Origin of the sequence: Yinghuangia aomiensis, from assembly GCF_039542225.1 — a bacterium.
Taxonomy (GTDB): domain Bacteria; phylum Actinomycetota; class Actinomycetes; order Streptomycetales; family Streptomycetaceae; genus Yinghuangia; species Yinghuangia aomiensis.
The window spans coordinates 70,044-94,273 of record NZ_BAABHS010000003.1; the positions used below are offsets into that span (position 1 = coordinate 70,044).

Annotated in this window: 22 protein-coding genes; 16 read left to right on the forward strand and 6 right to left on the reverse strand. The window is 73.5% G+C overall.

Going from position 1 to position 24,230, the window contains the following annotated elements:
• Positions 1-10: 10 nt before the first annotated feature.
• Positions 11-475: a rhodanese-like domain-containing protein gene (locus tag ABEA93_RS04700; protein ID WP_345673980.1), complete on the reverse strand. Its 465-nt coding sequence runs from the start codon at positions 473-475 to the stop codon at positions 11-13.
• A 124-nt stretch (positions 476-599) separates the two neighbouring features.
• On the opposite strand from ABEA93_RS04700, the gene ftrA reads away from it, so the two are divergent.
• Complete coding sequence (gene ftrA / locus ABEA93_RS04705) at positions 600-1,598, forward strand: transcriptional regulator FtrA (RefSeq protein WP_345673981.1); 999 nt, start codon at positions 600-602, stop codon at positions 1,596-1,598.
• An 85-nt stretch (positions 1,599-1,683) separates the two neighbouring features.
• The gene (locus ABEA93_RS04710; protein WP_345673982.1) at positions 1,684-2,130 is read left to right on the forward strand and encodes a hypothetical protein; all 447 of its coding nucleotides are present in this window, start codon (positions 1,684-1,686) and stop codon (positions 2,128-2,130) included.
• Here the strand turns inward: ABEA93_RS04710 and ABEA93_RS04715 are convergent.
• Entirely contained in the window at positions 2,076-2,648 is a 573-nt protein-coding gene (locus ABEA93_RS04715) for a winged helix-turn-helix transcriptional regulator (RefSeq protein WP_345673983.1), read from the reverse strand. The genes ABEA93_RS04710 and ABEA93_RS04715 overlap by 55 nt on opposite strands.
• A gap of 101 nt (positions 2,649-2,749) precedes the next feature.
• On the opposite strand from ABEA93_RS04715, the gene ABEA93_RS04720 reads away from it, so the two are divergent.
• Positions 2,750-3,523: a class I SAM-dependent methyltransferase gene (locus ABEA93_RS04720; RefSeq protein ID WP_345673984.1), complete on the forward strand. Its 774-nt coding sequence runs from the start codon at positions 2,750-2,752 to the stop codon at positions 3,521-3,523.
• Here ABEA93_RS04720 and ABEA93_RS04725 read toward each other — a convergent pair.
• On the reverse strand, positions 3,486-4,223 hold the full coding sequence (locus ABEA93_RS04725) for a creatininase family protein (RefSeq protein WP_345673985.1): 738 nt from the start codon (positions 4,221-4,223) through the stop codon (positions 3,486-3,488). The genes ABEA93_RS04720 and ABEA93_RS04725 overlap by 38 nt on opposite strands.
• A gap of 121 nt (positions 4,224-4,344) precedes the next feature.
• On the opposite strand from ABEA93_RS04725, the gene ABEA93_RS04730 reads away from it, so the two are divergent.
• On the forward strand, positions 4,345-5,766 hold the full coding sequence (locus ABEA93_RS04730; protein WP_345673986.1) for a DUF2252 domain-containing protein: 1,422 nt from the start codon (positions 4,345-4,347) through the stop codon (positions 5,764-5,766).
• A 126-nt stretch (positions 5,767-5,892) separates the two neighbouring features.
• Here the strand turns inward: ABEA93_RS04730 and ABEA93_RS04735 are convergent, their stop codons facing one another.
• Together ABEA93_RS04735 and ABEA93_RS04740 are read right to left on the reverse strand one after the other, a co-directional pair.
• Entirely contained in the window at positions 5,893-9,501 is a 3,609-nt protein-coding gene (locus tag ABEA93_RS04735) for a hydantoinase B/oxoprolinase family protein (protein ID WP_345673987.1), read from the reverse strand.
• A 476-nt stretch (positions 9,502-9,977) separates the two neighbouring features.
• The gene (locus tag ABEA93_RS04740; protein ID WP_345673988.1) at positions 9,978-10,571 is read right to left on the reverse strand and encodes a TetR/AcrR family transcriptional regulator; all 594 of its coding nucleotides are present in this window, start codon (positions 10,569-10,571) and stop codon (positions 9,978-9,980) included.
• 227 nt (positions 10,572-10,798) lie between these two features.
• Between ABEA93_RS04740 and ABEA93_RS04745 the strand changes: the two genes are divergently transcribed.
• The gene (locus ABEA93_RS04745; RefSeq protein WP_345673989.1) at positions 10,799-11,584 is read left to right on the forward strand and encodes a J domain-containing protein; all 786 of its coding nucleotides are present in this window, start codon (positions 10,799-10,801) and stop codon (positions 11,582-11,584) included.
• A 269-nt stretch (positions 11,585-11,853) separates the two neighbouring features.
• Positions 11,854-12,183, forward strand: coding sequence for a rhodanese-like domain-containing protein (locus ABEA93_RS04750; protein ID WP_345673990.1), 330 nt, complete (start codon positions 11,854-11,856; stop codon positions 12,181-12,183).
• Between the two features lie 48 nt (positions 12,184-12,231).
• Here the strand turns inward: ABEA93_RS04750 and ABEA93_RS04755 are convergent, their stop codons facing one another.
• The gene (locus tag ABEA93_RS04755; RefSeq protein ID WP_345673991.1) at positions 12,232-12,957 is read right to left on the reverse strand and encodes a PaaI family thioesterase; all 726 of its coding nucleotides are present in this window, start codon (positions 12,955-12,957) and stop codon (positions 12,232-12,234) included.
• A gap of 249 nt (positions 12,958-13,206) precedes the next feature.
• Between ABEA93_RS04755 and ABEA93_RS04760 the strand changes: the two genes are divergently transcribed.
• The 10 genes from ABEA93_RS04760 to ABEA93_RS04805 all read left to right on the forward strand — a co-directional run bounded on the left by ABEA93_RS04760 (position 13,207) and on the right by ABEA93_RS04805 (position 24,212).
• Positions 13,207-14,853, forward strand: a complete 1,647-nt coding sequence (locus ABEA93_RS04760) for an AMP-binding protein (protein ID WP_345673992.1) — start codon at positions 13,207-13,209, stop codon at positions 14,851-14,853.
• Positions 14,854-14,965: 112 nt separating this feature from the next.
• Positions 14,966-15,667, forward strand: a complete 702-nt coding sequence (locus ABEA93_RS04765) for a DUF5819 family protein (RefSeq protein WP_345673993.1) — start codon at positions 14,966-14,968, stop codon at positions 15,665-15,667.
• Positions 15,654-16,907, forward strand: coding sequence for an HTTM domain-containing protein (locus ABEA93_RS04770; RefSeq protein WP_345673994.1), 1,254 nt, complete (start codon positions 15,654-15,656; stop codon positions 16,905-16,907). The genes ABEA93_RS04765 and ABEA93_RS04770 overlap by 14 nt, the downstream gene beginning before the upstream one ends.
• The gene (locus tag ABEA93_RS04775) at positions 16,904-17,647 is read left to right on the forward strand and encodes a TrmH family RNA methyltransferase (RefSeq protein WP_345673995.1); all 744 of its coding nucleotides are present in this window, start codon (positions 16,904-16,906) and stop codon (positions 17,645-17,647) included. The genes ABEA93_RS04770 and ABEA93_RS04775 overlap by 4 nt, the downstream gene beginning before the upstream one ends.
• A gap of 3 nt (positions 17,648-17,650) precedes the next feature.
• Complete coding sequence (locus tag ABEA93_RS04780; RefSeq protein ID WP_345673996.1) at positions 17,651-18,574, forward strand: NTP transferase domain-containing protein; 924 nt, start codon at positions 17,651-17,653, stop codon at positions 18,572-18,574.
• On the forward strand, positions 18,571-19,740 hold the full coding sequence (locus tag ABEA93_RS04785) for a molybdopterin molybdotransferase MoeA (RefSeq protein ID WP_345673997.1): 1,170 nt from the start codon (positions 18,571-18,573) through the stop codon (positions 19,738-19,740). The genes ABEA93_RS04780 and ABEA93_RS04785 overlap by 4 nt, the downstream gene beginning before the upstream one ends.
• Positions 19,737-20,897, forward strand: a complete 1,161-nt coding sequence (locus tag ABEA93_RS04790; RefSeq protein WP_345673998.1) for a potassium channel family protein — start codon at positions 19,737-19,739, stop codon at positions 20,895-20,897. Before ABEA93_RS04785 ends, ABEA93_RS04790 begins: the two co-directional genes overlap by 4 nt.
• A gap of 61 nt (positions 20,898-20,958) precedes the next feature.
• The gene (locus ABEA93_RS04795) at positions 20,959-21,978 is read left to right on the forward strand and encodes an NAD(P)H-quinone oxidoreductase (RefSeq protein ID WP_345673999.1); all 1,020 of its coding nucleotides are present in this window, start codon (positions 20,959-20,961) and stop codon (positions 21,976-21,978) included.
• A 368-nt stretch (positions 21,979-22,346) separates the two neighbouring features.
• The gene (locus tag ABEA93_RS04800) at positions 22,347-23,114 is read left to right on the forward strand and encodes an LPXTG cell wall anchor domain-containing protein (RefSeq protein ID WP_345674000.1); all 768 of its coding nucleotides are present in this window, start codon (positions 22,347-22,349) and stop codon (positions 23,112-23,114) included.
• Between the two features lie 324 nt (positions 23,115-23,438).
• Positions 23,439-24,212: a hypothetical protein gene (locus ABEA93_RS04805; RefSeq protein ID WP_345674001.1), complete on the forward strand. Its 774-nt coding sequence runs from the start codon at positions 23,439-23,441 to the stop codon at positions 24,210-24,212.
• Positions 24,213-24,230: the final 18 nt, after the last annotated feature.

Genomic DNA, 24,230 nt, shown 5'->3' on the forward strand with positions numbered 1-24,230 from the left:
CCGCGGCCGGTCAGCAGGCGCAGGCGATGCCGGAGGCCGGGGCGGTGAGCGGGTCGGGGGCGGTGCGGATGAGGCCGGCGGAGGTCTCGTAGGCGAAGCCTTCGCGGGCCCAGTACTCGAACCCGCCGATCATTTCCTTCACCCGGTAGCCGAGGCGGGCGAAGGCGAGCGCGGCCTTGGTGGCCCCGTTGCAGCCCGGACCCCAGCAGTAGGTGACGACGGTCGCGTCGCGGGCCACGAGGTCCGGCGCGAGTTCGGCGATGCGCGCCGTGGGGATGTGCAGGGCGCCGGGGATGTGGCCCTGGTCCCAGCCGACTTGGTGGCGCGAGTCGACGACCACGATGCCGGGGGCGCCGGCGGTGAGGTCGGCGTGGACGTCGGAGACGTCCGCTTCGAAGGCGAGCCGGGCGGCGAAGTGCGCGGCGGCGGCTTCGGGGGATGCGGCCGGGGTGTGGGTGACAGCGGACGGGGTCATGTCCTTCTCCTTGGCGGCGTGCTTACGGGCGCTTGTGCGTGGCGCTCGCTGACGTGGTCGATCCTCGCCGCCGGGGTGGGCCGTCGACAGTGGCGGGAACGACCCCTATCGCTAAGATCCCGCCATGGTTGCGGTGGAGGAACCGGTCGGGCCGACGTCGGCGTTCTGCGGGTCGGTGGCGGTGCTGGCCTTCGACGGGATGGCCCCGTTCGAACTGGGGTCCGTGGTGGAGATCTTCGGTCTGCCGCGGCCCGAGCTGGGGGTGCCCTGGTACCGGTTCTTCGTGTGCGGGGAGAGCCGCGAGCCGCTGCGGGTGGTGGGCGGGTTCTCGATCACCGTGGAGCACGGGCTGGATGTGCTGGCGGCCGCGGACACGGTGATCGTGCCGGGTGTCGCGGACGTCCGGGGGCAGGTGTCTCCGGCGCTGGTCGAGGCGCTGCGGGCGGCCCGGGCGCGCGGGGCGCGGATCGTGTCGATCTGCTCGGGCGCGTTCGCGTTGGCGGCGGCCGGGTTGCTGGACGGGCGGACGGCGACGACGCATTGGAAGTACGCGGAGCTGCTGACGGAGCGGTATCCGCGGGTACGGGTCGACGCGGACGTGCTGTACGTGGACGGCGGCGACGTGCTGACGAGCGCGGGCAGCGCGGCGGGCTTGGACCTGTGCCTGCACCTGGTCCGCAAGGACCACGGCGCGAAGGTGGCCAACGCGGTGGCGCGGCGGCTGGTGATCCCCCCGCACCGGGAGGGCGGCCAGGCGCAGTTCATCCGCGCGGCGGTGGGCGAGGTGGACGGCGACGACGGGATCGCCCGGTCGATGGCGTGGGCGCTGGAGCACGTGGCCGAGCCGATCACGGTGGCGGACCTGGCGGCGCAGGCGCACGTGTCGCAGCGGACCTACCTGCGCCGGTTCGCCGCGCAGACGGGCACCAGTCCGGTGCGGTGGGTGCTGACGCAGCGCATCCGGGCCAGCTTGGCCCTCCTGGAGGAGACGGCGGCGTCGGTGGAGGAGGTCGGGACGGCGGTGGGCTTCGAGAGCCCGGTCACCTTCCGGCACCACTTCGGCCGTGCGATGGGGACGTCGCCGAGCGCGTACCGGAAGGCGTTCCGGGCGTCGGCGGCGTAGTTCCGCCGGTCGGGCGCCGATGTCGGTGCGGCCCGCTAGCTTCCCTCCGCTGTCGGAGCGGGCTGGTAGGCGTCGGAGGTCACATATGGGTGCGTCGAGCTGGTGGTATGTGACGCGGTACCAGGAGGACTTCGGGCAGGCGCTGCGCGTGCTTCAGGACGAGGTGTTGGCGTCCGGGGACTTCGTCGACCCCGCCGAATGGGGCATGCCGGTGCTCCGGTCGCCCGTTGATCTGTTCGAGAACGAGATCTACTGGGAGTTCCTGGGCACCTGCGGGACGCACTCGGTCCTGGACGTCAACCGGGTGATCGACGCCGAAGCCGCCCCGGAGCTCGGCGCGGTGCTGCCGGTGAGCGTTGCGGAAGTCCTCGAACGGTACGGGACGGACCAGCCGACGCGCGACGATCTCGTCGGCCCGGACGAGCAGTTGCCGATGATGGACACCATGCCCAAGTGGAGCGGCGCCTGCATGGTGCTCTACGCGGACGGGGTCCCGGACGAGATCGCCTTCTGGGGCGTGTCCGGCGACTGACCGCCGTCCGGGCCTTCCGCGGCCCGCGTGACCACCAACGGCCCCAGCACCCGGGTGCCCGGGCCGACGGCGCCGCCCGGGCCCGGGAGTTGGGTGGTGTTGTCGGCGGTGAGTTCGCCGCCGCAGTGGGCGCAGGTGGTGACCGGGGTCGTCGTGGTGCCGCAGTCGTGGTGGTGGATGCGCATCGGCGGGCCGGCGGGGGTGGGGTACCAGCGGTCGCCCCAGGCCATCAGGGCGAGGAGGACGGGGTACAGCTCCTTGCCCTTGGGCGTGGCCAGGTAGTGCTCGCGGGGCGGGTGGGACTGGTACTGCTCGCGTGTCAGGACGCCTTCGTCGACCAGGCGGGCCAGGCGGGCGGCCAGGACCTTGCGGGAGATGCCCAGGTCGGTGGCCAGGTCGTCGAAGCGGGTGACGCCGCAGATGACGTCGCGCATGATCAGCGCCGTCCACGCGTCGGCGAACAGGTCGGTCGCGCGGGCGATCGAGCAGGCGACGTCGGCGAGGGGGGTCCTGGTCATACGTCCAGCGTAGTCGGGTTCCTTGAGGGAACTCGAGTGTGTTACGTTCGCGGCAAGGTGGGTTCCCTGAGGGAACTCGTGTCGGCCCCGAAGGGGATGCCATGGCCGCCTCCACACCGCGTATCGAACTGGACGGCCGCGATCCCGCGGCGGTGGACGGGCGTCAGCTCCGCGCTGTCGCGTTCCAGGACGTGCGCTTGGCGTACGTGCGCGAGGTGGTGCGCGACGCCGGGTCGGCGGTCGCGGGCAACGCCGCGCTGGTGGTGGGGAACGGGCGCGGGCCGTTGGCGGGATCGCTGGCCGGGCTCGGGTTCGCGGTGACGGCGGTGGATCCCTCGGCCGTGGCGACCGAGATGGCGCGGACGGAGAGCGCCGCGCGGGGGCTCCCGGTCGAGCACGTGGTGGCGGACGCGGAGAAACTCCCCGTGGGCGATGGAGCGTTCGGACTGGTGTACGTGGCGGACACCCTGGAGACGTCGGCGGATCTCGACGGCGTGGTCCGGGAGGCGGCGCGCGTGCTGGCCCCGGACGGGGTGCTCGTCTACGACACCGTGAACCGGACGTGGTTGGCGAAGGCGATCTACCTGGGCGCCTTCCAGCGGTTCCCGGGGACGCGGATCATGCCGCCGGGGCGGTACGCGGCCGAGCGCCTGCGCACGCCGGGCGAGATGGCCGACGTCCTCGCCCGGCACGGTCTGGCGAACGAGGACACACGCGGATTCAAGCCGCGCAACCCGCTGCATCTGGTGACGGCCACGCGCAAGCGCCGGCAGGGGAAGATCACCGACGAACAGATCCCGCCGCTGGTCGACTTCGTGCTGGGCGGGAATCCGCTGGTCACCTACCTGGGGTATGCCCGGCGAACGGCTCGGTGAGCAGCGCGATCGGGGCCGCCGCGGCGCGGGAGAGGGCGTCGAGGATACGGCGGCCTTTGCCTGCGGTGGCCAGGGACGGGTGGCCGATCACGCCGTTCGGGGCGTAGGCCTGGATGCCCAGGGTGAGGAGATGCGGGCGTTCGGGGGCGTCGTGGTCGCCGGCCGGGTGGCCGGGGCGGACGAGGTCGGGCGCGGCGTGCAGGAGGAGTGAGGTCTCCAATTCGCCGGCGTGCATGTCGGCGCTGAGGGTGGTGTGCAACCCGGCTGCGTCGCGGGCCTGTTGCCAGTCCTGACGGGTGGGGAACAGCGCCACGAGCGGTCGAGCGGTGTTGGCCTCTTGGACGAGGTTGGACAGGGCGTAGTTGCCGCCGTGCGCGTTGACGATCAGCAGCGCGTCGATGCCGGAGGCGCGGAGCGAGCCGCGGATGTCCGCGACCACGGCCGGCAGGGTGGTCGCGCTGATGCTGACCGTGCCCGGGAACGCGGTGTGTTCGTGGCTGCACGACACGGTGACGGCGGGCAGCAGGAAGCCGCCGTGGTCGGCGGCGATGCGGTCGGCGACCAGGGCCGCGATGACGGTGTCGGTGGCCAGGGGCAAGTGGTCGCCGTGCTGTTCGAAGCTGCCGACGGGGAGTACCGCGAACCGCGGCCGGGCGGTGCGGAGGTCGGCGGCGGTGGTGCGGGGGAGCGCGAAATCCATGGGGCCAAGATTGCCGAGCGGAGGCGGCGGCCGCGGCAACCGCGGCCCCTGTGGCCGCGTCGGACCTAGCGATAGCTTCGGGTGGGGCCCGCCACAGGCGCGGGGGGACGGAGGGTGTGCGATGGCGGTGGCCGAGGCCGTGGGTACGGCGCGGGACGAGGAAAACGCGGTGCTGGAAGGGCGCGCGTTCCGGGTGCCGGGGTTCCGGACGTGGGGGAACCGGAGCGCCAAGGCCGAGGGGAAGGCGCTGCGCAAGGCGTTCTCCCGCGGGGAGCACGCGCGTTTCGAGACGGCCGCGGACCGGCCGGACGTCGTCGACGTCGTCGAGCAGGCCAACGCGGGGCGTCTGGACCACCTGGTCCCGATCCGGATCGGCCGGATGGTGGCCACGCCCTTCGCGTTCCTGCGCGGGTCGGCCGGGCTGATGGCCGCGGACCTGGCGAACACGCCGGTCACCGGGGTCGACGCGCAGATCTGCGGTGACGCGCACGCCGGGAACTTCGGGCTGTACGGCAGCGCGGACGGGCGTCTGGTGATGGACGTCAACGACTTCGACGAGACCACCCCGGGGCCCTGGGAGTGGGACCTGAAGCGGCTCGCGGCAAGCCTCGTGGTCGCGGCGCGCGTCGGCGGCGCGGCGGAGGACGTGGCCCGGGACGCCGCCCGGGACGCCGCGGAGGCCTACCGGAAGACGATGGCGCTGCTGGCCGGTATGCCGGTGCTGCAGGCCTGGCAGGCGATCGCCGACGAGTCGCTGGTGTGGCATGCGGAAGCGCACGATCTGACCGGGCTGCTGGAGCAGGTCTCGGCGAAGGCGCGGAAGAACACCAGTGCCAAGTTCGCGTCCCGGTCGACGGTGGAACTCGGCGACGGGCGGCGCCGTTTCGTGCCGGATCCGCCCGTGCTGACGACGGTGGACGACGCGACGGCGGAGGCGGTCGCGCAGTCGCTGGCGTCGTATGCGGGGACGCTGTCGCCGGAGCGCCGGCCGATGTTCGCGCGGTTCGCGGTGGAGGACGTGGCTTTCCGGGTGGTGGGGACCGGCAGCGTCGGGCTGCGGTCGTATGTGGTGATGCTCGAAGGCAGCGGCGACGAGCCGCTGGTGCTGCAGGTGAAGGAGTCCCGGCGGTCGGCACTCGCCCCGTATCTGGGGATCGGCCACGACGCGCACGAGGGCCGCCGGGTGGTCTTCGGGCAGAAGATCATGCAGGCGGTGACGGACTCGCTGCTGGGTTGGACGACGGTCGGGGGACTGCCTTTCCAAGTGCGGCAGTTCCGGAACATGAAGGGCAGCATCGACGCGAGCCTGCTGCCCGGCGACCAGATCGACGACTACGCGCGGATGACGGGCGCGCTGCTGGCCCGCGCGCACAGCCACTCGGTCGACCCGAAGCTGCTGGCCGGATACTGCGGCAAGAACGGCAAGTTGGACGAGGCGATGGCGGACTTCGCGGTGGCGTACGCGGACCAGACCGAGCGGGACCACGAGCGGCTGGTCGCGGCGGTGGCGGCGGGGCGGCTGCCGGCCGAGACCGGGGTCTGAGCGCCGCGGCGTCCCGGCGTCGGGCGGCCGGGCCGATGGGCCGATAGGCCGGGCTGTGGTGCCGGAGTGGACGTGCCGTTCCGGAAACAGCTTTGTGGAAAGCTGTTTCCGGAACGGCAACCCGTCTCACACCGCGCCGTAGCCTCCCCCGCCCGGCGTCTCGATCTCCAGGACGTCGTCGACCCCGACGTCCACCACGTCGAAGCCGGCCAGCGTGACCGTTCCGCCGTCCGCGCGCACGACCCGGTTGGCGCCCGGCGAGCCCGGCGCGCCGCCCGCCATGCCGTACGGCGGCACCCGCCGGTGGCCGGACAACGTGCACACCGTCATCGGCGCCAGGAACCGGATCCGGCGGACCGCGCCGTCGCCGCCGCGCCACCGGCCCGGACCCCCGCTGCCCGGACGGATCGCGAACTCCTCCAGGCGGACCGCGAACCGCGACTCCAGCACCTCGGGATCGGTCAACCGCGAATTCGTCATGTGCGTCTGCACCACCGACGCGCCGTCGAAGCCGTCGCCCGCCCCCGAACCCGAGCCCAGCGTCTCGTAGTACTGGTCCGACGCGTCGCCGAAGGTCACGTTGTTCATCGTCCCGGAGCCCTCCGCCTGCACGCCCATCGCGGCGTACAGCGCGCCGGTGACCGCCTGCGACGTCTCCACGTTCCCGGCGACGACCGCCGCGGGGAACTCCGGGGCGAGCATCGACCCCGGCGGGATCACGATCGTCAACGGCCGCAGGCAGCCCTCGTTGAGCGGGATCTCGTCCGCGACCAACGTGCGGAACACGTACAGGACGGCCGCGGTGACCACCGACGACGGCGCATTGAGGTTCGTCGCGAGCTGAGCCGACGTACCCCCGAAGTCGATCGCCGCGGACCGCGAGGAGCGGTCCACGGTGACCCGGACCTCGATGACCGCGCCGTTGTCCGTCTCGTAGCGGTAGTGGCCGTCCTCCAACGCGTCGATGACCCGGCGGACCGCCTCCTCCGCGTTGTCCTGCACATGGCGCATGTAGGCCTGCACCACGTCGAGGCCGAAGTGCCGGATCATCCGGCGGACTTCCTCGACACCCCTGGTGTTCGCCGCCACCTGCGCCCGCAGATCGGCGAGGTTCGCCTCCGGGTTGCGCGACGGGTACTCCGCCTCGGACAGCAGCCGCCGGGTCTCCGCCTCGCGGAAACGCCCGCCGTCGACCAGCAGCCAGGCGTCGAACAGCACGCCCTCCTCGGCGATCGACGTGCTGCCCGCGGGCATCGAACCGGGCGTGATGCCGCCGATCTCGGCGTGGTGGCCGCGGGCGGCGACGAAGAACAGGATCTCCGGACCGGCCGCATCGCCGCCGTCCTCGGCGAAGACCGGCGTGATCACCGTGACGTCCGGCAGGTGCGTGCCGCCGTGGTACGGGTCGTTCACCGCGTACACGTCGCCGGGCTTCAGCCCCGCCCCGCACCGCCGGACGACCTCCTTGACCGCGCTGCTCATCGACCCCAAGTGCACCGGGATGTGCGGTGCGTTCGCGATCAGGTTGCCGTCCGGGTCGAACAGCGCGCACGAGAAGTCCAGGCGCTCGCGGATGTTCACCGACTGCGCGGTGGACTCCAGGGAACTGCCCATCTGCTCCGCGATGGACATGAAGAGGTTGTTGAAGATCTCCAGGAGCACCGGATCGACCGCGGTGCCCTCCCGCGCCGACGCGAGCGCCGCGACCCGCTCGACACGCAGGTGGCCGCCACGGGTGGCGGTGGCCCGCCAGCCTTCGTCCACGACGGTGGTGGAGTTCGGGTCGGTGATGATCGCCGGGCCGGCGATGTGCTCGTCCACGGCCATGGACGCCCGGCTGCGCAGCGGAATGTCGCGCCAGGTGCCGGACACGTAGGTGCGCACCGGCACCGCCTCGGCGGGGCCGTGCGCGTCGTCGTCCGCGGCTTCGAGGCGCTCCGGCTGATCGGTCAGGCCGATGGCCTCGGCGGACAGCGATTCGACGACCAGCGGTCGGTCCATCAGGAACGAATAGGTGCGGCGGTGCACGCCCTCGAACGCGGCCGTCATGGCGTCCGGGTCGGCGAAGTCGACCGCGAGCGCGGTATCGGTGCCCTGATAGCGCAGGTGGGCGCGCCGCGTGACGCGGATGCGGTCGGCGGGCACCCCTTCGTCGAGGAGTTCGGCGCGTGCGGCGGCCTCCAGGTCGGCGGCGGCCGAGGTCAGGCGCGGCATGGCCGCGGTGGACAACTCGGCCTCCACCGCATGCTGCCGCATCGTCGTGGTGTCCGCGAGGCCGATGCCCAGCGCGGACAGCACACCCGCCATCGGCGGCACGAGAACGGTGCGGATGCCGAGCGAGTCGGCGAGCGCGCAGGCGTGCTGGCCGCCCGCGCCGCCGAACGTCGTCAGCGCGTACTCGCCGACATCGTGGCCCTTCTCGACCGAGATGCGCTTGACCGCGTTGGCGGTGTTCGCGACCGCGATCCGCAGGAACCCCTCGGCGACCTCCTCCGGGGTGCGGTCGTCGCCGGTCGCCGTGCGGATCTCCGCGGCCAGGTCGGCGAACCGGCGGCGGACTGCCGCGGCGTCCAGCGGCTGGTCCCCGTCCGGACCGAAGACGTGCGGGAAGAACGCGGGCTGGATGCGGCCGAGCATGACGTTGGCGTCGGTCACCGTCAGCGGACCGCCGTTGCGGTAGCAGGCCGGGCCGGGATCGGCGCCCGCCGACTCCGGGCCCACCCGGTACCGGCCGCCGTCGAACCGCAGAATCGATCCCCCGCCCGCCGCGACGGTGTCGATGGCGAGCATCGGGGCGCGCAGCCGGACACCCGCGACCTGGGTGTCGAAGACCCGCTCGTACTCGCCCGTGTAGTGCGAGACGTCGGTGGACGTGCCGCCCATGTCGAAGCCGATGATCTTGTCGTATCCGGCGAGTTCCGACATGCGGGCCATGCCCACGATGCCGCCCGCGGGACCCGACAGGATCGCGTCCTTGCCGCGGAAGTGGTGCGCTTCCGCGAGCCCGCCGTTGGACTGCATGAACATCAGCCGGACGCCTGGGAGCTGGTCGGCGACCTGCGCGACGTAGCGGCCCAGCACCGGCGACAGATAGGCGTCCACGACGGTGGTGTCGCCGCGCGGCACGATCTTCATCAGCGGACTGACCTCGCTGGACAGCGAGATCTGCGGGAAGCCGATCTCCGCGGCGAGCGCGCCGACGGCCTCCTCGTGCGCGGGGTTCTCGTAGCTGTGCAGGCAGACGACGGAGACGGCGCGGATGCCCGCGTCGTACGCGTGCCGGAGTCCGCCGGCGAGCGCGGCCAGGTCGGGGGCGCGGAGTTCGGTGCCGTCCGCCGCGATCCGCTCGTCGACCTCGACGACCCGCTCGTACAGCGACTCCGGCAGGTCGATGCGGCGCGCGAAGATGCTCGGCCGGTTCTGGTAGCCGATCCGCAGCGCGTCCCGGAAGCCGCGGGTGACGACCAGGAGCGTGCGGTCGCCTTTGCGTTCCAGCAGGGCGTTGGTGGCCACCGTGGTGCCCATCCGCACCTGGTCGACGAGTTCCGGGGTGACGGGGGTTTCGGCGGGCAGGTCGAGCAGCGCGCGGATCCCGGCGACCGCGGCGTCGCGGTAGCGGGCCGGGTTCTCGGACAGCAGCTTGTGCGTGACCAGGCGGCCGTCCGGACGGCGGGCGACGATGTCGGTGAACGTGCCGCCGCGGTCGACCCAGAACTGCCAGCGCCGACTCGTCACTTTGCCTCCCGGTGGCTGGGAACGACCTGATACCACCGGTTTTACCGGTAGCCGGGCCGAAACGGACCCGGGCGGGGCCGGAAAACACGTCGGGAGTGCGTCACGTCGGCGCGGGGCGTCCCGCGGAATGCGGGCGGCCCGGCGCGGCGCGTAGTCCAAGTGCGCCGGCCGGGCCGTCCGTCGGGTGGCGGCTGCCGGGTGCCTGGGGGACACCCGGCCGAGGCCCGCCTGGCGAGCGGGCCGGATGGTGCTGTGCTGGTCCGACGACCGTCGAGGAATCCCCCGTATGGAATCCGGCGCCGCCGCACTGCCGTCGAACCGCAGTGCGACGCTGCGCCGGGCTCCACTGCCCGAAGTCCTCGCCGGGGTCGGTGTTCAGGTCGATCCTCCGGTGCTGCGTCCCTGGCTTGCGAGGGCCCGCTCCGGCCTACGGAGTCGCCGGGAAGGCCCTCGGCATTGGTGCGTGGCTCCCGGCGTCAGGCCTGCGGCTGTTTGACCGAGGCTATGGAACGGCGGGTGAAATCGACCAGGTGCTCGCGGCGGCGGGCCCGAGCCTGGTCCGTGTCGGTTTCGGTGCCCAGGATGATGCGCGCCATCTGCGGCATCGTGGACTGCCACGCGGCGATCCCGATCAGCGAGAACAGGAGCTGAGCCACGTCGGGGGTGGGCTGCACGCCGAGGTGTTCGGCGAACTCCTGCAACTTGACGGCGTAGCTCGTGGCCCGCCGGTCCTCGTCCGGGATCGGTTCGTTCCCGTAGTACAGCGCCTCCCACAGCAGCAGCCGGAGCAGCTCCGGACGTGCGATGTAGAAGTCGTAGATCTGCGCGACGTACTCGGCCGGATCGTCACTCGGCATCGTGACGACCGCGGTCAGCTCTTGGAGCGACTCGCTGAGAACGTGCTGGAACAACTGCTCCTTATTGCCGAAGTAGGCGTAGATGCGTTCCTTGTTCACCCCGGCGCGCAAGGCGATGCGGTCGACGCGGGCGCCGGCAATGCCGTGCTCGGCGAATTCCGCGCGGGCGGCGTCGAGAAGTTTGGCTCGGGTACGTGCGGTGTCGGGCGGCATGGCTGGATCTTATCCCCTCTAGCCAACTGCTTGGTTGGATCGACTGGCCAGGGACGGCCCGACCATGCTGCCCTAAGACTTAGGCTGGCGTGGGCTGTTGTGAGTGATTTGATCTTCTCGACACCTAACAGGTTTGTAAGGAAGGGATCGACGGAGCGTGTTCGGCCCTTGCCGCGCGGCGCCGTTCACCCCGGGTAGACGGCCGCCAAGGAGGGCGATGCACTGCGATGGAAGCTGACTACGCACCGGTGACGTGGACGGACCCGCACGTGACGGAACTGGAGCAGGAGGTCGCCGGGGTCGAGGCGGGCCTGCTGGACGCCGAGGTGGACGTCGCCACGTTGCGTGTCGAACTGGACAATCTTGCGTTCGCGCACCACCGCCGGCTCGGCCCGCTGTACGAGCGGCTCGACGAACTCGACGCCCTGTACGCCGAGGCGGTCGCGGCGCAGAGCGGCAAAGCCGACGACATCCGCCGCGCGCTGGAGGCGCGGGCGGCCGTCGACCCGATGCCCGACCTCGACGAACTGATGGACGCCTTCGGCGCCGAGCAGGCGCAGACGGTCGCCCCGCCGGAGGAGCGCCGGGTCAAGCCGAGCGAGGAGGCGCGCCGCCTGTACCGGGAGCTGGCCCGCCGGGCGCACCCGGACCTGGCGCAGGACGACGCGGAGAAGGAGCGCCGCGGGGACTTCATCGCGCGCGTGAACGCGGCTTACGCGGCCGGGGACATCGCCGGGCTGATGGCCCTCGACGAGGAGTGGGCGTCGGGTGCCCCGGGAGCGGCGCAGCCGACCGGGCCGGACCGCGCGGCGTTCCTGCGGACCCGGCTGGCGCTGCTGACGGCCCGTCAAGAGCAGTTGGCGGCCGAACGGGAGACGCTGCTGGCGAGCCCGATGGGGCAACTGCTGGCGCTGGCGCCGGACGACCCGGACGGGCTCCTGGAGTATCTGGCGGAGCAGCTGCTGGCGCGGATCGAGGAGCGCGAGGGGGAGCTGGCGCGGCTGGTGGGCTGAGCGGCCCGCGGGCGCGCCATGGGCCGTCCCGGTCCGGCCGGATGGGCGTCGGCCGGACCGGGCCGGGTCGGCGGGGCCGGCGGAGCGCCGGCTCGGTCGCGATGAGTCACAAGATTCCCCCGTTGCACCGGCATGGCAATTATTTCGTCCGGTGTGTTGGTGGATTGCCCCTTTTGGCCTGCGGGCCGTCGTCCGGGCCGGATCATGGCCGACAATGGGGGGCCACCCGGCGCGCTCAGGCGCGCCGACCGACCGAAGCCGGAGAACCGATGTTCCAGTCGCTGCCCGCCGTCGGCGCCGCCGAGGTCCCTTCCGACGCCTTCCTGCTCGACGTGCGCGAGGCCGATGAGTGGACCGCCGGCCATGTGGACGGCGCCCTGCACATTCCGATGGGCACGTTGATGGCGCGCCTCGACGAGGTCCCGAAGGACACCCGCGTCTATGTGATGTGCCGGGTGGGCGGCCGCTCCGGCCAGGTCACCGCGTACCTCGCCCAGCAGGGCTGGGATGCCGTCAACATCGACGGCGGCATGCTCGCGTGGGAGGCGGCGGGCCGGCCGATGGTGGCCGAGCACGCCGGGACGCCGTTCGTGGCCTGAGGCCCGCCGGGCGGGCGGCGCCGGCCCCGGGGCCGGCGCCCTGGTCCGTCAGCTGTGCGCGGCCGGTTCCGCGTTCAGGGTGCGGTCCGACACGAAGACCGCGGTCGCCTGCGCGGTGATCTCGCCGTGCGCGCGGATCTCCCCCGTCACGAACGTCTTGCGGCCCTCGCGCTTCTCGAAGCGCGCGCTCAGCTCCAGCGGTACGTCGTACGGCGTCGCCTTGCGGAACCGCAGGTCGAGGCCCGCGGTGAACCCGGCCGGGCCGCTGAGCGACGCCGCGACGCCGAGCAGCTGGTCGAGGACGGTCGCGACGATGCCGCCGTGCACGCGTCCCGGCGGGCCGCCGTGCGCCGCGGTGAGCGTCACCGCGCCGCGGATCTCCACCGGCCGCGGGTCGCTGCCCGGCGGGGGCGGCGTGGGCAGGTCGAAGAACTCCATGCGGGCCGCCTGCGGGTTGAGTCGCCCGGACCCGGCCTGGGTGAGGTGCTCGAAGCGCCCGTTGCCGTGCCGGACCAGCATCACCACGCGGTCCTTGGGCCGCTGCGCCGCGCGCAGCGCCTCGGTGATCTCCGCGACGCGCCGGGCCGCGTCCGCGCGGACCGCGCCGTCGACGTCGGTGAGCACCGCGGCCTCGACCAGGTCGCGGATCCGCTCGGCCAGCTCGAACGCCTCCGGGGCGATGTCCTCGGCGGCCGGCATGTCGGCGCCGAGCAGCGCGGCCAGGGTGGCCGCGGACGGGCCCGCGACGGTCGGGGCGCCGCGGTCGCCGGTCATGCCCGCACCCCGCCGCGTCCGGTCCGGCCGTACGCACCCGTACTGGTGATCTGCCCGCTTCGCTCGCTCATGCGTGCCCCTTGCCGTGCCGGGTCCGGCCGGTACGCCGCAGACCCGCGGCGGCCCGCTGCCGGGCCGCCGATCCGGTCCGATGCGCACCGATTCCGGCCGCACTATCGGTTGACAGTGTCAATGATGCAAACAGAATGCATCTGACGGTGTATCAGGAATCGGCCGAGGGAGCACAACATGGTCACCATCACCGAGCTGGTCCACAAGCAGGTCGGCGACCATCGCGTCGGGCTGATGTTCGAGGACCGGACCTGGACGCACCACGAGGTGGCCCGTGCCGCCGCGGCCCGCGCCGCCCTGGTCGCCGACCGGCTGCCCGCCGGCGCCGCCCCGCACGTCGGGGTCCTGCTCGACAACGTGCCCGAGTTCCCGATGTGGCTGGAAGGCATCGCCCTGGCCGGCGGCACCCTCGTCGGCGTGAACTCGACCCGCCGCGGCGCCGAGCTGGCCCGCGACATCACGCACGCCGACTGCTCGTTCGTGGTCACCGAGCGCGCCCACCTGCCGCTCCTCGACGGGCTCGACCTGGGCATCCCGAAAGAGCGGCTGCTGGTCGTCGACGACCCGGAGTACGACGGCATCCTCGCCCCGTATGCGGACGCCGACCTGCCCGCCGACGACGTCACCCCGGACACCCGGCTCCTCATCGTCTTCACCTCCGGCTCGACCGGCGCCCCCAAGGGCGTCATCTGCTCGCAGGGCCGCCTGGCCGGGGCGGGGAGCGTGCTCACCGAGCAGTTCGGCTTCGACCGGGACAGCGTCAACTACATCTGCATGCCGATGTTCCACGGCAACGCGCTGATGGCGAACTGGTCGCCGGCGCTGCGCGCGGGCGGCGCGGTGGCGCTGCGCCGGAAGTTCTCCGCGTCCGGCTTCCTCGAGGACGTGCGCAAGTTCCAGGCGACCTACTTCACCTACGTGGGACGCGCGGTCTCCTACATCCTGGCCACCCCCGAGCAGCCCGACGACGCCGGCAACCCGCTGCGCGCCGGCTTCGGCACCGAGGCGGGCACCGTCGACATGCTCCGCTTCGAGCGGCGCTTCGGGGTGAAGCTGACCGAGGGCTACGGCAGTTCCGAGGGCGGCATGAACGTCAACTGGCGGCCCGGCACCCCGGACCGCGCGGTCGGCCCGTGCCCGGAGAACGCCGCGCTGCTGGACCCGGAGACCGGGAAGGAGTGCCCGCGTGCGGTCTTCGACGCGTCCGGGCGGCTGCTGAACGGCGACGAGGCGATCGGCGAACTCGTCAACCTCGGCCGCAACGGCTTCGAGGGCTACTGGCGCAACGACGACGCCAACGCCGCCCGCACCCGGGACGGGCAGTACTGGACGGGCGACCACTTCTACCGCGACGACGCGGACTACCTGTACTTCGCGGCGCGTGCCGACGACAAGCTGCGGGTCGACAGCGAGAACCTGTCCGTCGTCACCATCGAGTCGATCCTGTCCCGGTTCGACCCGATCGAGGCGGTCGTGGTGTACGGGGTGCCGGACCCGGTGTCGGGCGACCAGGTCATGGCGGCGGTGCAGCTCCGCCCCGGAAGCACGTTCGACCCGGCGGAGTTCGGCGCGTTCCTCGGTGCGCAGAGCGACCTGGGCACGAAGATGGCGCCGCGGTTCGTGCGCGTCACCGAGCGGATCCCGGTGACGGCGACGAGCAAGGTCAACAAGGTCGGGCTGCGGCGCGAAGGCTTCCGTACCGGGGACCCGGTGTGGTGGACGCCGGAGCGCGGCGCGGCCTACCGGCCGTTCGACGCCGCGGCGCGCGACGCGCTGCTGGGGGTGTACGCGGCGCACGGACGGGCCGGCGAGTTGGACTTGTGACCTCCGTCGGGTGATGCGGGGGTGACGCGGGGTGCCGCGCCGCGGAATGCTGTCCGTCCGCGGCGCGCAGCCGGTAGCGTGCGGCTGCCGACGACCACGTACGGGGAGGGCCATGCCGGACCAGGACACCGTGACCGGCCACCCCGCCGTCCCCAAACCGCGTGCCCCGCGCACCCCGCCGGCGGACTACGGCGTCGACCTGGAGGACCCCGCCGCGCGGTCGCCGCGCGTGCAGTTGGCGGCCGCGGTCGTCGCGATGCTGCTGATCGTCGGAGTGGGCCTCCACCTGCTGTTCGTCACGCTGCATGTGGCGCCGGAGAGCCGCGCGTCCCGCAAGTACGCGGGGGCGACGGATTCGTGGATCTATCCGCTGTTCGAACAGAACTGGCGGCTGTTCGCGCCGAACCCGCTCAACGTCAACATCCGCGTCAACGCCCGCGCCCAGGTGAGCGCGGCGGACGGCAGCGTGACCGAGACCCCGTGGATCGACCTGACCGGCGACGACATCGACCACATCCGCGGCAACCCGTTCCCCAGCAAGGCGGACCAGAACATGCTGCGCCGCGCCTGGGACTTCTACTCGGGATCGCACAACAACGACGAGACGCCGTCGTCCGGACAGGCCGGACTCGCCGAGGACTACCTGCGGAGCATCGTGGTGCACCGCCTCCGGCAGGAAGGCCGCGCCGACGGCGTGGTCGCCGTGCAGGTCCGCAGCGTGTCGACGGCGATTCCGGAGCCGGGGGCGGGCGCCTCCGGGCCGAGCATCCGCGAACTGGGCTGGTGGGAGACGAGGCCCGATGACTTCCGTTGATTCCGCTGATTCCGCAGCCGAGTCCGCCGGACCCGCCGGGTCGGCCGCCGAGGCCGGCACGGTCACGGTGACGGCACCCGGCACACCGGCACCGCCGCCCGCTCCGGAGCGCGCGCCGGCCGCCAAGCCGCCCGCCGCGAAGTCCCTCGACCTGCGCGCCGCCGACGCCCTCGTCGGCTTCCTCGACCGCCTCACCGGGCGGACCCGCGGCCTGCACCAGGCGGCGCTGCTGCGGATCGGCTTCGGCACGGTGTTCCTGGTCGGCCTGCTGCGCGAGTTCTTCAACCGGCGCGAGATCTGGGGCGACCAGTCGCCGTGGACCCCGGACATGGCGCGGCGCCTGCTCGACGGCATCGACGGCGTCAGCATCCTGCTGGTGCGCGACGACCGCTGGTGGTTCGAGCTGATGTACGCGCTCGCCGTCGTCGTCACCGGGCTGTTCGTGGCCGGCTGGCACACGCGGGCCACGTCGGTGCTGTTCTGCGTGATGGTGGTGTCGTTCAACAGCCGGTCGCTGCTGATGACCGACGGCGGTGACACCGTCCTGCTGCTGATGTCCTTCTACCTGGCGTTCACCGCGTGCGGGCGGGTGTGGTCGCTGGACGCGCGCCGGGCGCGCCGCACCGGCCGGACCCGGTCGCCCGGGCCCGGCCAGGAAACCGGCGTGTTCGTGGGCCTGTGCGCGGTCGTCGCGGCGGGCCTGCTGCTTCCGTGGTGGGTGTCGCTGCTCGGCGCGGCCGTGGTGCTCGGCGGGATGTGGCGGCTGCCGCTCGGCCTCGAGCAGCTGCGCACGGGTGTGGTCACCGCGACGCACCACTGCGCGATGGCCGTCGTCGCCGCGCAGGTGTGCATCGTCTACGGCGCCGCGGGGCTCTACAAGGTGCAGGGCAGCCGCTGGCAGGACGGCACCGCGATGCACTACGCGCTCAACATCGAGTACTTCCGGCCGTGGCCGTGGCTGTCCGGGCTGGCCGACGGCGGCCCGGAACTGGGGACGCTGATCGCGTACATCACGGTGTTCACCCAGGTCGGCTTCGCGTTCCTGGTGTTCGCCAAGCGCGCCAAGTACGCGGCGATCGCCCTGCTCATGGGCATGCACCTGGCGATCGCGGTGCTGCTGGGGCTGCCCGCGTTCTCCGCGTCGATGGCGCTCGGCGACGCCGTGTTCCTGCCCACCGCGTTCCTGCTGGCGGTCCGGGCCCGGATGCCTCGGCGGCGTCCGCGTACTCTCGACGCGTGAGCCACGTCCCCGCCGCCGAACCCGCCGCCGAACCCGCCGCCGACCTCGATGCCCGCCGCGATGCCGGCCTTGCGGCCGGTCCGGACCGGGACGACGACCGGGACGACCGGGACGACCGGGTCGTCGGTGTGGGCCCGCACCCGCTGCCGTGGCCGGACGACCCGCGCTACGACCCGGAGCTGCTCGCCGAGGGGGACCGGCGGAACGTCGTCGACGGCTACCGGTACTGGACGCGCGAGGCGATCGTCGCGGACCTGGACACGCGACGGCACGAGTTCCACGTCGCGGTCGAGAACTGGCAGCACGACATGAACATCGGCTCGGTGGTGCGGACCGCCAACGCGTTCCTGGCCCGCGAGGTGCACATCGTCGGACGGCGGCGGTGGAACCGGCGCGGCGCGATGGTGACCGACCGGTACCAGCACGTGCGGCACCACGCGACGGCCGAGGAGTTCGCCGCGTGGGCGGCCGCCGAGGGCCTGCCGGTCGTCGGCATCGACAACCTGCCGGGCGCGGTGCCGCTGGAGACGACGGAGCTGCCGCGCCGCTGCGTCCTGCTGTTCGGCCAGGAAGGCCCGGGCCTGAGCGAGGCCGCCTGGGCGGCGTCGCAGACGGTCTGCTCGATCGCCCAGTTCGGCTCGACCCGGTCGATCAACGCGGGCGCGGCGGCGGCGATCGCCATGCACACCTGGATCGTGCAGCACGTCCCGGCCTCGGAGCTGCCGCCGAGCGGGGTGTGAGGGATGGCGGACGGCGAAACCGCGGGAGCGGGGAACGGGCCCGGGGCCGCGTTCGACGCGGTGATCCTCGCGGGCGGTGCCGCGCGGCGGCTCGGCGGCCGGGACAAGCCCGGGCTGCTCGTCGGAGGGGCGACGCTGCTGGACCACGCCGTCGCGGCGTGCGCCGGGGCCCGCCGGACCGTCGTGGTCGGCCCGGAGCGCCCCACCGCCGCCCCGGTGGCGTGGGTCCGCGAAGACCCGCCCGGAGGGGGGCCGGTGGCCGCGCTCGCCGCGGGCCTGGCCGCGGTGTCGGCGCCGGTGACGCTGCTGCTGGCGGCCGATCTGCCGTTCGTCACCCGCGAGGTGACGGAGCGTCTGGTCGCCGCGCTGAGCGACCCGGCCGACATGTCTCCGGGACACCCTGCCGCCGACGCGGTCCTCCTCACCGACTCCACCGGCCGCGACCAACCGCTGCTCGCGGTCTACCGCACCGGTGCCCTGCGAAACGCCGTCGCGGCAGTGGGCGATCCCGGCGGTGCGCCGCTGCGGCGCGTGTGGGCGGGGCTCCGCGCGGCCCGGATGGCCGATCCCGGACGTGCTGCGTTCGACTGCGACACCTGGTCTCAAGTACGCGCGGCCAGGGCAACCTCGGGGAGGATGGAAGACGTGCTGGAGGACTGGATCGAGGCCGTCAAGGCCGAACTCGGGATCGAGCTGGACGTCGACATCGCGGCGCTGCTCGACATGACCAAGGTGGCCGCGCACAACGTCGTGCGGCCCGCCGCGCCGCTCACGGCGTTCCTCGTCGGGTACGCCGCCGCGCAAGCGGGCGGCGGATCCGCGGCGGTCGCCGACGCGCTGCGCAAGGCCGAGGCGCTCGCCGCCGCGTACGAACGCCCCGACGCCGCGTCCGGCGGGGCGGACACGGGGGGAACCGCCGCCCCATGACCGCGCACCACGATCTGCCGTGGCCCGACGCCCGCGCCCGCGCCCGGGCCGCCGGTCGACCGCTCCCCGCGGTCTCCCGGACCCTGCACCACGCGCGCGACCACGTCCTCGCCCGCCCGGTGACCGCGCTCACCGACCTGCCGCCGTTCGACACCTCCGCGATGGACGGCTGGGCGGTCGCCGGCCCCGGCCCGTGGCGGATCCGCGGCCGCCTGCTGGCCGGCGACGACGCCGACGCGGTCGGCACGCTGCGGGACGGCGACGCCGTGGAGATCGCCACCGGCGCCCGGCTGCCGCGCGGCGCCACCGGCGTCCTGCGCAGCGAACGCGCCAAGGTCGACGAATCGTTGCTCTTCGGCGACGTCCAGCAGGGCGGCGACATCCGCCCGCAGGGCCAGGAGTGCCGCAGCGGCGACGACCTGCTGCCGGCCGGCACCGTGGTCAACCCGGCCGTCACCGGCCTGGCCGCCGCGGCCGGCTACGACGAGCTCGTCGTCGTCGACCGGCCCCGCGTCGAAGTCCTCGTGCTCGGCGACGAACTCCTCGACTCCGGTCCGCCGCGCGACGGCCGGATCCGGGACGCGCTCGGGCCGCTGCTCACCCCGTGGCTGCGCACCCTCGGCGCGGACCTGCGGCGCGTCCGGCGGCTCGGCGACGACTTGGCCGCGCTCCGCCGCGCGGTCGAAAGCTCGCAGGCCGACGTGGTGATCACGACCGGCGGCACGGCCGGCGGCCCCGTCGACCACATCCATCCGCTGCTGCGCGACCTGGGCGCCGAACTCCTCGTCGACGGCGTCGCGGTGCGCCCCGGCCATCCGATGGTGCTCGCCCACCTGCCCGGGCCGCGGCCCGGCAGCGGCCGGTTCCTCGTCGCGCTGCCCGGCAACCCGCTCGCCGCGGTGTCCGGGATGCTGACGCTGACCGTGCCGCTGCTGCGCCGGCTGTCCGGCCGCCCCGAGCCGCGCCCGCGCCGGGTCCGGATCGCGCAGGCGGTCACCGGGCATCCGCGGGACACCCGGCTGGTGCCGGTGTCCGGCGACATGCCGCTGCACTTCTCCGGGCCCGCGATGCTGCGCGGCCTCGCGGTCGCGGACGGCATGGCCGTCGTGCCGCCGGGCGGGCTGCGGGCGGGCGAGCGGGCGGAAGTGCTGCGGGTGCCGCGGTGAAAACCGTCCGCACGCCCGACGAGCAGCCGTCGGACCGGCGCGGGCCGATGGGGGCGCTCGCCCGGCCCCTGCCGCGCCCGGCCGAGCCGGACCCCGACAACGGGTTCCCGGGCGCCGCCGAGATCGGGATCCCGCGCCGCAAGCCGGGGCCGCTCAAGCAGGTCGTGCGGCGGTTCGCCCTCGCGCTGCTGGTGCTCGCCGTCACGGTGCTCCTGGTGTGGATCGAACGGGACGGCTACCGCGACAGCGTCGACGGCAACCTGTCGTTCCTGGACGCCGTCTACTACGCCACCGTGACGCTGTCCACGACCGGCTACGGCGACGTCATCCCGGCCAGCGACTCCGCGCGGCTGATGAACATCGTGCTGATCACCCCGCTGCGCGTGGTCTTCCTGATCATCCTGGTCGGCACCACCCTGGAAGTCCTCACCGAACGGACGCGGGAGCAGTGGCGGCTCTCCCGCTGGAGGTCCACGTTGCGAGACCACACCGTCGTCGTCGGCTACGGCACCACCGGCTACAGCGCGATCAGCACGCTCGTCGCGCAGGGCGTGCCGCGCGACCGCATCGTGGTCGTCGACCCGGACGCCGAAGCCGTCGCGGCCGCCATGCAGGACGGGCTGGTCGCGGTGGCCGGCGACGCGACGCGCGCCGACGTGCTGCGCCGGGCCGAGTTCGAGCGGGCCCGCAACCTGATCGTGTCGGCGAACCGCGACGACACCGCCGCGCTGGTCACCTTGACCGCGCGGCAGATCAACCGGCGGGCGTGGATCGTGGTCGCGGTCCGCGAGGACGAGAACTCCCCGCTGATCCGGCAGAGCGGCGCCGACTCGGTGGTCACCACCGCGAGCGCCGCGGGCCGCCTGCTGGGCGTCTCGATGCTGAGCCCGAACGTCGGCGAGGTCGTCGAGGACCTGCTGCACTACGGCTCGGGCATGGACCTGATCGAGCGGCCGGTGGACAAGCGGGAGACCGGAAAGTCGCCTGCCGACTGCCGCGACCTGGTGGTCGCGGTGATCCGCGGGCACCGCATGCTGCGCCACGACGACCCGGAGGCGTCGAAGCTGGCGACGGGGGACCGGCTGGTCGTCATCCGCAGCGGTCCGCGCCGCCCGGACCCGATGGGTCCGCGCGCGCATCCGTCGCCGGTGTCCTGAACCGGGCGGACGGGCCCAGTGTGGCGCGCACGAATCGAACGTCGAACGAGGAGCGGAACCGTTGTACGCGATCACCATCAACGCCCCCGGCGGCCCCGAGGTGCTGACCTGGACCGAGGTGCCCGACGAGGAGCCCGCGGCCGGCGAGGTGCTCGTCGAGGTGGCGGCCGGGGCGGTGAACCGGGCCGACCTGATGCAGCGTCAGGGCTTCTATCCGCCGCCGCCCGGCGCGTCGCCGTACCCGGGCCTGGAGGTGTCCGGGCGGATCGCGCGGCTCGGCCCGGGGGTGTCCGGCTGGGCGGTCGGCGACGAGGTGTGCGCGCTGCTCGCGGGCGGCGGCTACGCCGAGTACGTGCGCGTCCCGGTCGGCCAGCTGCTGCCGGTGCCGCGCGGGATCGGCCTGGTGGAGAGCGCGGCGCTGCCCGAGGTGGCGACGACGGTGTGGTCGAACGTGTTCATGGTCGCGCACCTGCGGCCGGGCGAGTCGTTCCTCGTGCACGGCGGCGCGGGCGGCATCGGCACGATGGCCATCCAGCTCGCCAAGGCGGTCGGCGCGCGGGTGTTCACGACCGTGGGCAGCCCGGAGAAGGCGGCGGTGTGCCGCGAGCTGGGCGCCGACGTGGCGATCGACTACCGCACCGAGGACTTCGTCGCGCGCATCGCGGAGGAGACCGGCGGGTCGGGCGTGGACGTGATCCTGGACAACATGGGTGCGAAGTACCTGGCCCGCAACATCGACGCGCTGGCCGTCAACGGACGCCTGGTGATCATCGGCATGCAGGGCGGCCGCAAGGCGGAGATCGACCTGAGCGCGCTGCTGAACAAGCGGGCCGCGGTGGCCGCGACGACGCTGCGGTCCCGGCCGCTCGCCGAGAAGGCGGCGATCGTCGCGGCGGTCCGCGAGCACGTGTGGCCCCTGATCGCCGCGGGCCGGGTACGGCCGGTCGTGGACCGGATCGTGCCGATGCGGGAGGCCGCGGACGCGCACCGGCTGCTGGAGAGCAGCGGGCACGTCGGCAAGGTGGTGCTGTCCGTGGGCGAGGAGCCGGGCACGACGCCCCCGGGGACCGCGGCCCCCTAGGCGACCGGGCCGCCTGGGCGCATCGGTCGCCCGGGCGCCTGCCCCCGCGGCCACCTGGCCTCCGGACCGGGACGGCGCCGACCCGGCCACCCCGCCTCGGCCACCCCGGCTCCGGACCGCGAACGCCCCCACCCCGGTCCGCGACGGCCGCGACCCGACCGGCTCGGCCCCACCCCGCCTCGGCCACCCACTTCATCCTGGCCACCGGGCTCCGCCGCCGGTGACCACACCTGAACAACACTGATCATTTGGTCTGATCGGAATGTCGGTAATTGAACAGATAGTCCGCTTTTCCTAAGCTGCGAACTACACCGGTCCGACTGGTGGTGTCGGCTCCTGCCGACTCGCGAGCACTGGGGAAGGTCGCTGTGACGAAGCGGATCCGCAGGGCCGCGGCTTGCCTGGTCCTGGTGGCGTTGGTCGTCCCGGCGGCTGCGGGTGCCTCCCCGGAGCCTTCGCCGGGACCCGCCGAGGCCGCGCCCCGGACCGGGCTCGCAGGCATCCCCGTGCTGCGGCCCGATCCCAACCCGCATCCGTCGATCGTGCCGGGCGACCCCGGTGATCCGGCGCACCGGCTTCCGGCGCGCTCCGGGCCGGGCGGTGAACCGAGCGCGGCGGAACGCGACGCGCTGCTGGCCCGGGTCGCCCCGCTCGGCATCCGCGCGGTCGTGGACGAGTCGGGCGTCCCGGCACTCACCGTCGACCACGAACTCGTGCTGGCCGGCGGCCCCGACGGCGTCGCCGCGCTGCGCGGCGCGGGCCTGGAGATCGCTCCCGGGCCGCGCGCCGACGTCGTGGCGGTCCGGCAGGGCGGCCGGGTGGTGGCCTGGTACATCGTCGACCCGCCGGCCGCGCCCGGCCCGGCCGCTCCACCGCCGACCGGCGCCCCGCCGGCCAACTCCCCGCCGGCCAACTCCCCGCTGCCGAACTCCCCGTCGGCCAACGGGCCGCCGCCCGCCGCCGGGCCGCCCGCCGCGCTCGGTCCGGCGGCCGCGGCGCCCCTCGCCGCCGATGCCCCCTCGGCCGGACTGCCGCAGACCGGGCCGAATGGCGTGCTGGCGCTGACCGTCGTGGGCCTGGCCTGCCTGCTGCTCGGGCTCGGTGCCGTCCGGCACGCCCGGCGCAACCGAGGCTGACGCCCGTCCCCAGCCTGTGGACAACCGTCCGCCATCGCCCCAGCGCGCGGTGTGCGGCGCCCGGCTCGTGGAGATCTTGCGGGATTCCCCGCGGGTGACTGGTGTCACGGGGCCGGACGGTGCACTCTCGTCAGGTCGGTCATGTGCCGGCGATCCCTGTGTCACAGTCCGCTGCACAACCCGTCACACAACATTGGACATCGCTGACGGCACGACCGGATTCGCGATAGTTTCCGGCAGTGCCGCCTCCCCCAGCCCACGGCTGGGACGCGCCCCCCGGCCGGCAGGGGGGCGGACTCCGAACCGGGCGGGAAGGGAGGCCGGATGCGCACTATCCGCGCCTTCATCCGGCGTGTCCCGGCCGGCCCGGTCGTCATCGCCTTGCTCATGGTCGGGGTGCTGGTCCTGGTCAACCTGTACGGCACGAACGGGACCGCCGAGCATGCCGCGCCCTCCGAACCCGTCGGCATCCCCCCGCAACTCCCCGCCGACGAACACGGCGTGCCGACACCGTCCGCGGCAACCGACGTGCCGCCGTCCGCCCCGACGCCCGGCCCCACCGCCACGCCCGCCGACCCGCAGACGTCGCCGCGCGCGGCCGACCCGCCCGCCGGCACGCGTGCCGCCACACCCGGAGACCCCGGCACCGGGCAGAACACGCCGCAGAGCGTGCGCACCGACCCGCCCGCGGGCCAGCAGGGCGGCAACAGCCAGGGCCAGGACAACGGGACCGATTCGGGCACGCCGGTCGCGCCGCGGCTGCGGGTGGTCAGCGTGCTGCTCACCAGCGACCACGCGGCCGGCTCGTACGTGCGGTGCACCGGCCGCGACGAGGTCGTGATCGCCGCCACGATCCTGGCCGACGGCGGCCAAGGCGCCGTCGTCTACCAGTGGGTGTTCGACGGCTCGCGCGCCTGGCCGCCGGACCTGCTGCAGTTCACCGGTTCGGGGCCGCGCCAGCAGAGCCTGCAAATACCGTGGCCGGTCGGCGTCAAGTACAGCGGCGCCCGGATCCAGGGCACCGTGCAACTGCGCATCCTCCAGCCGGTCATGTACGCGCAGACCCAGCGGATCTCGCTCGACGTCGTCTGCGTCTGACCCGGACACCTGCGCCGC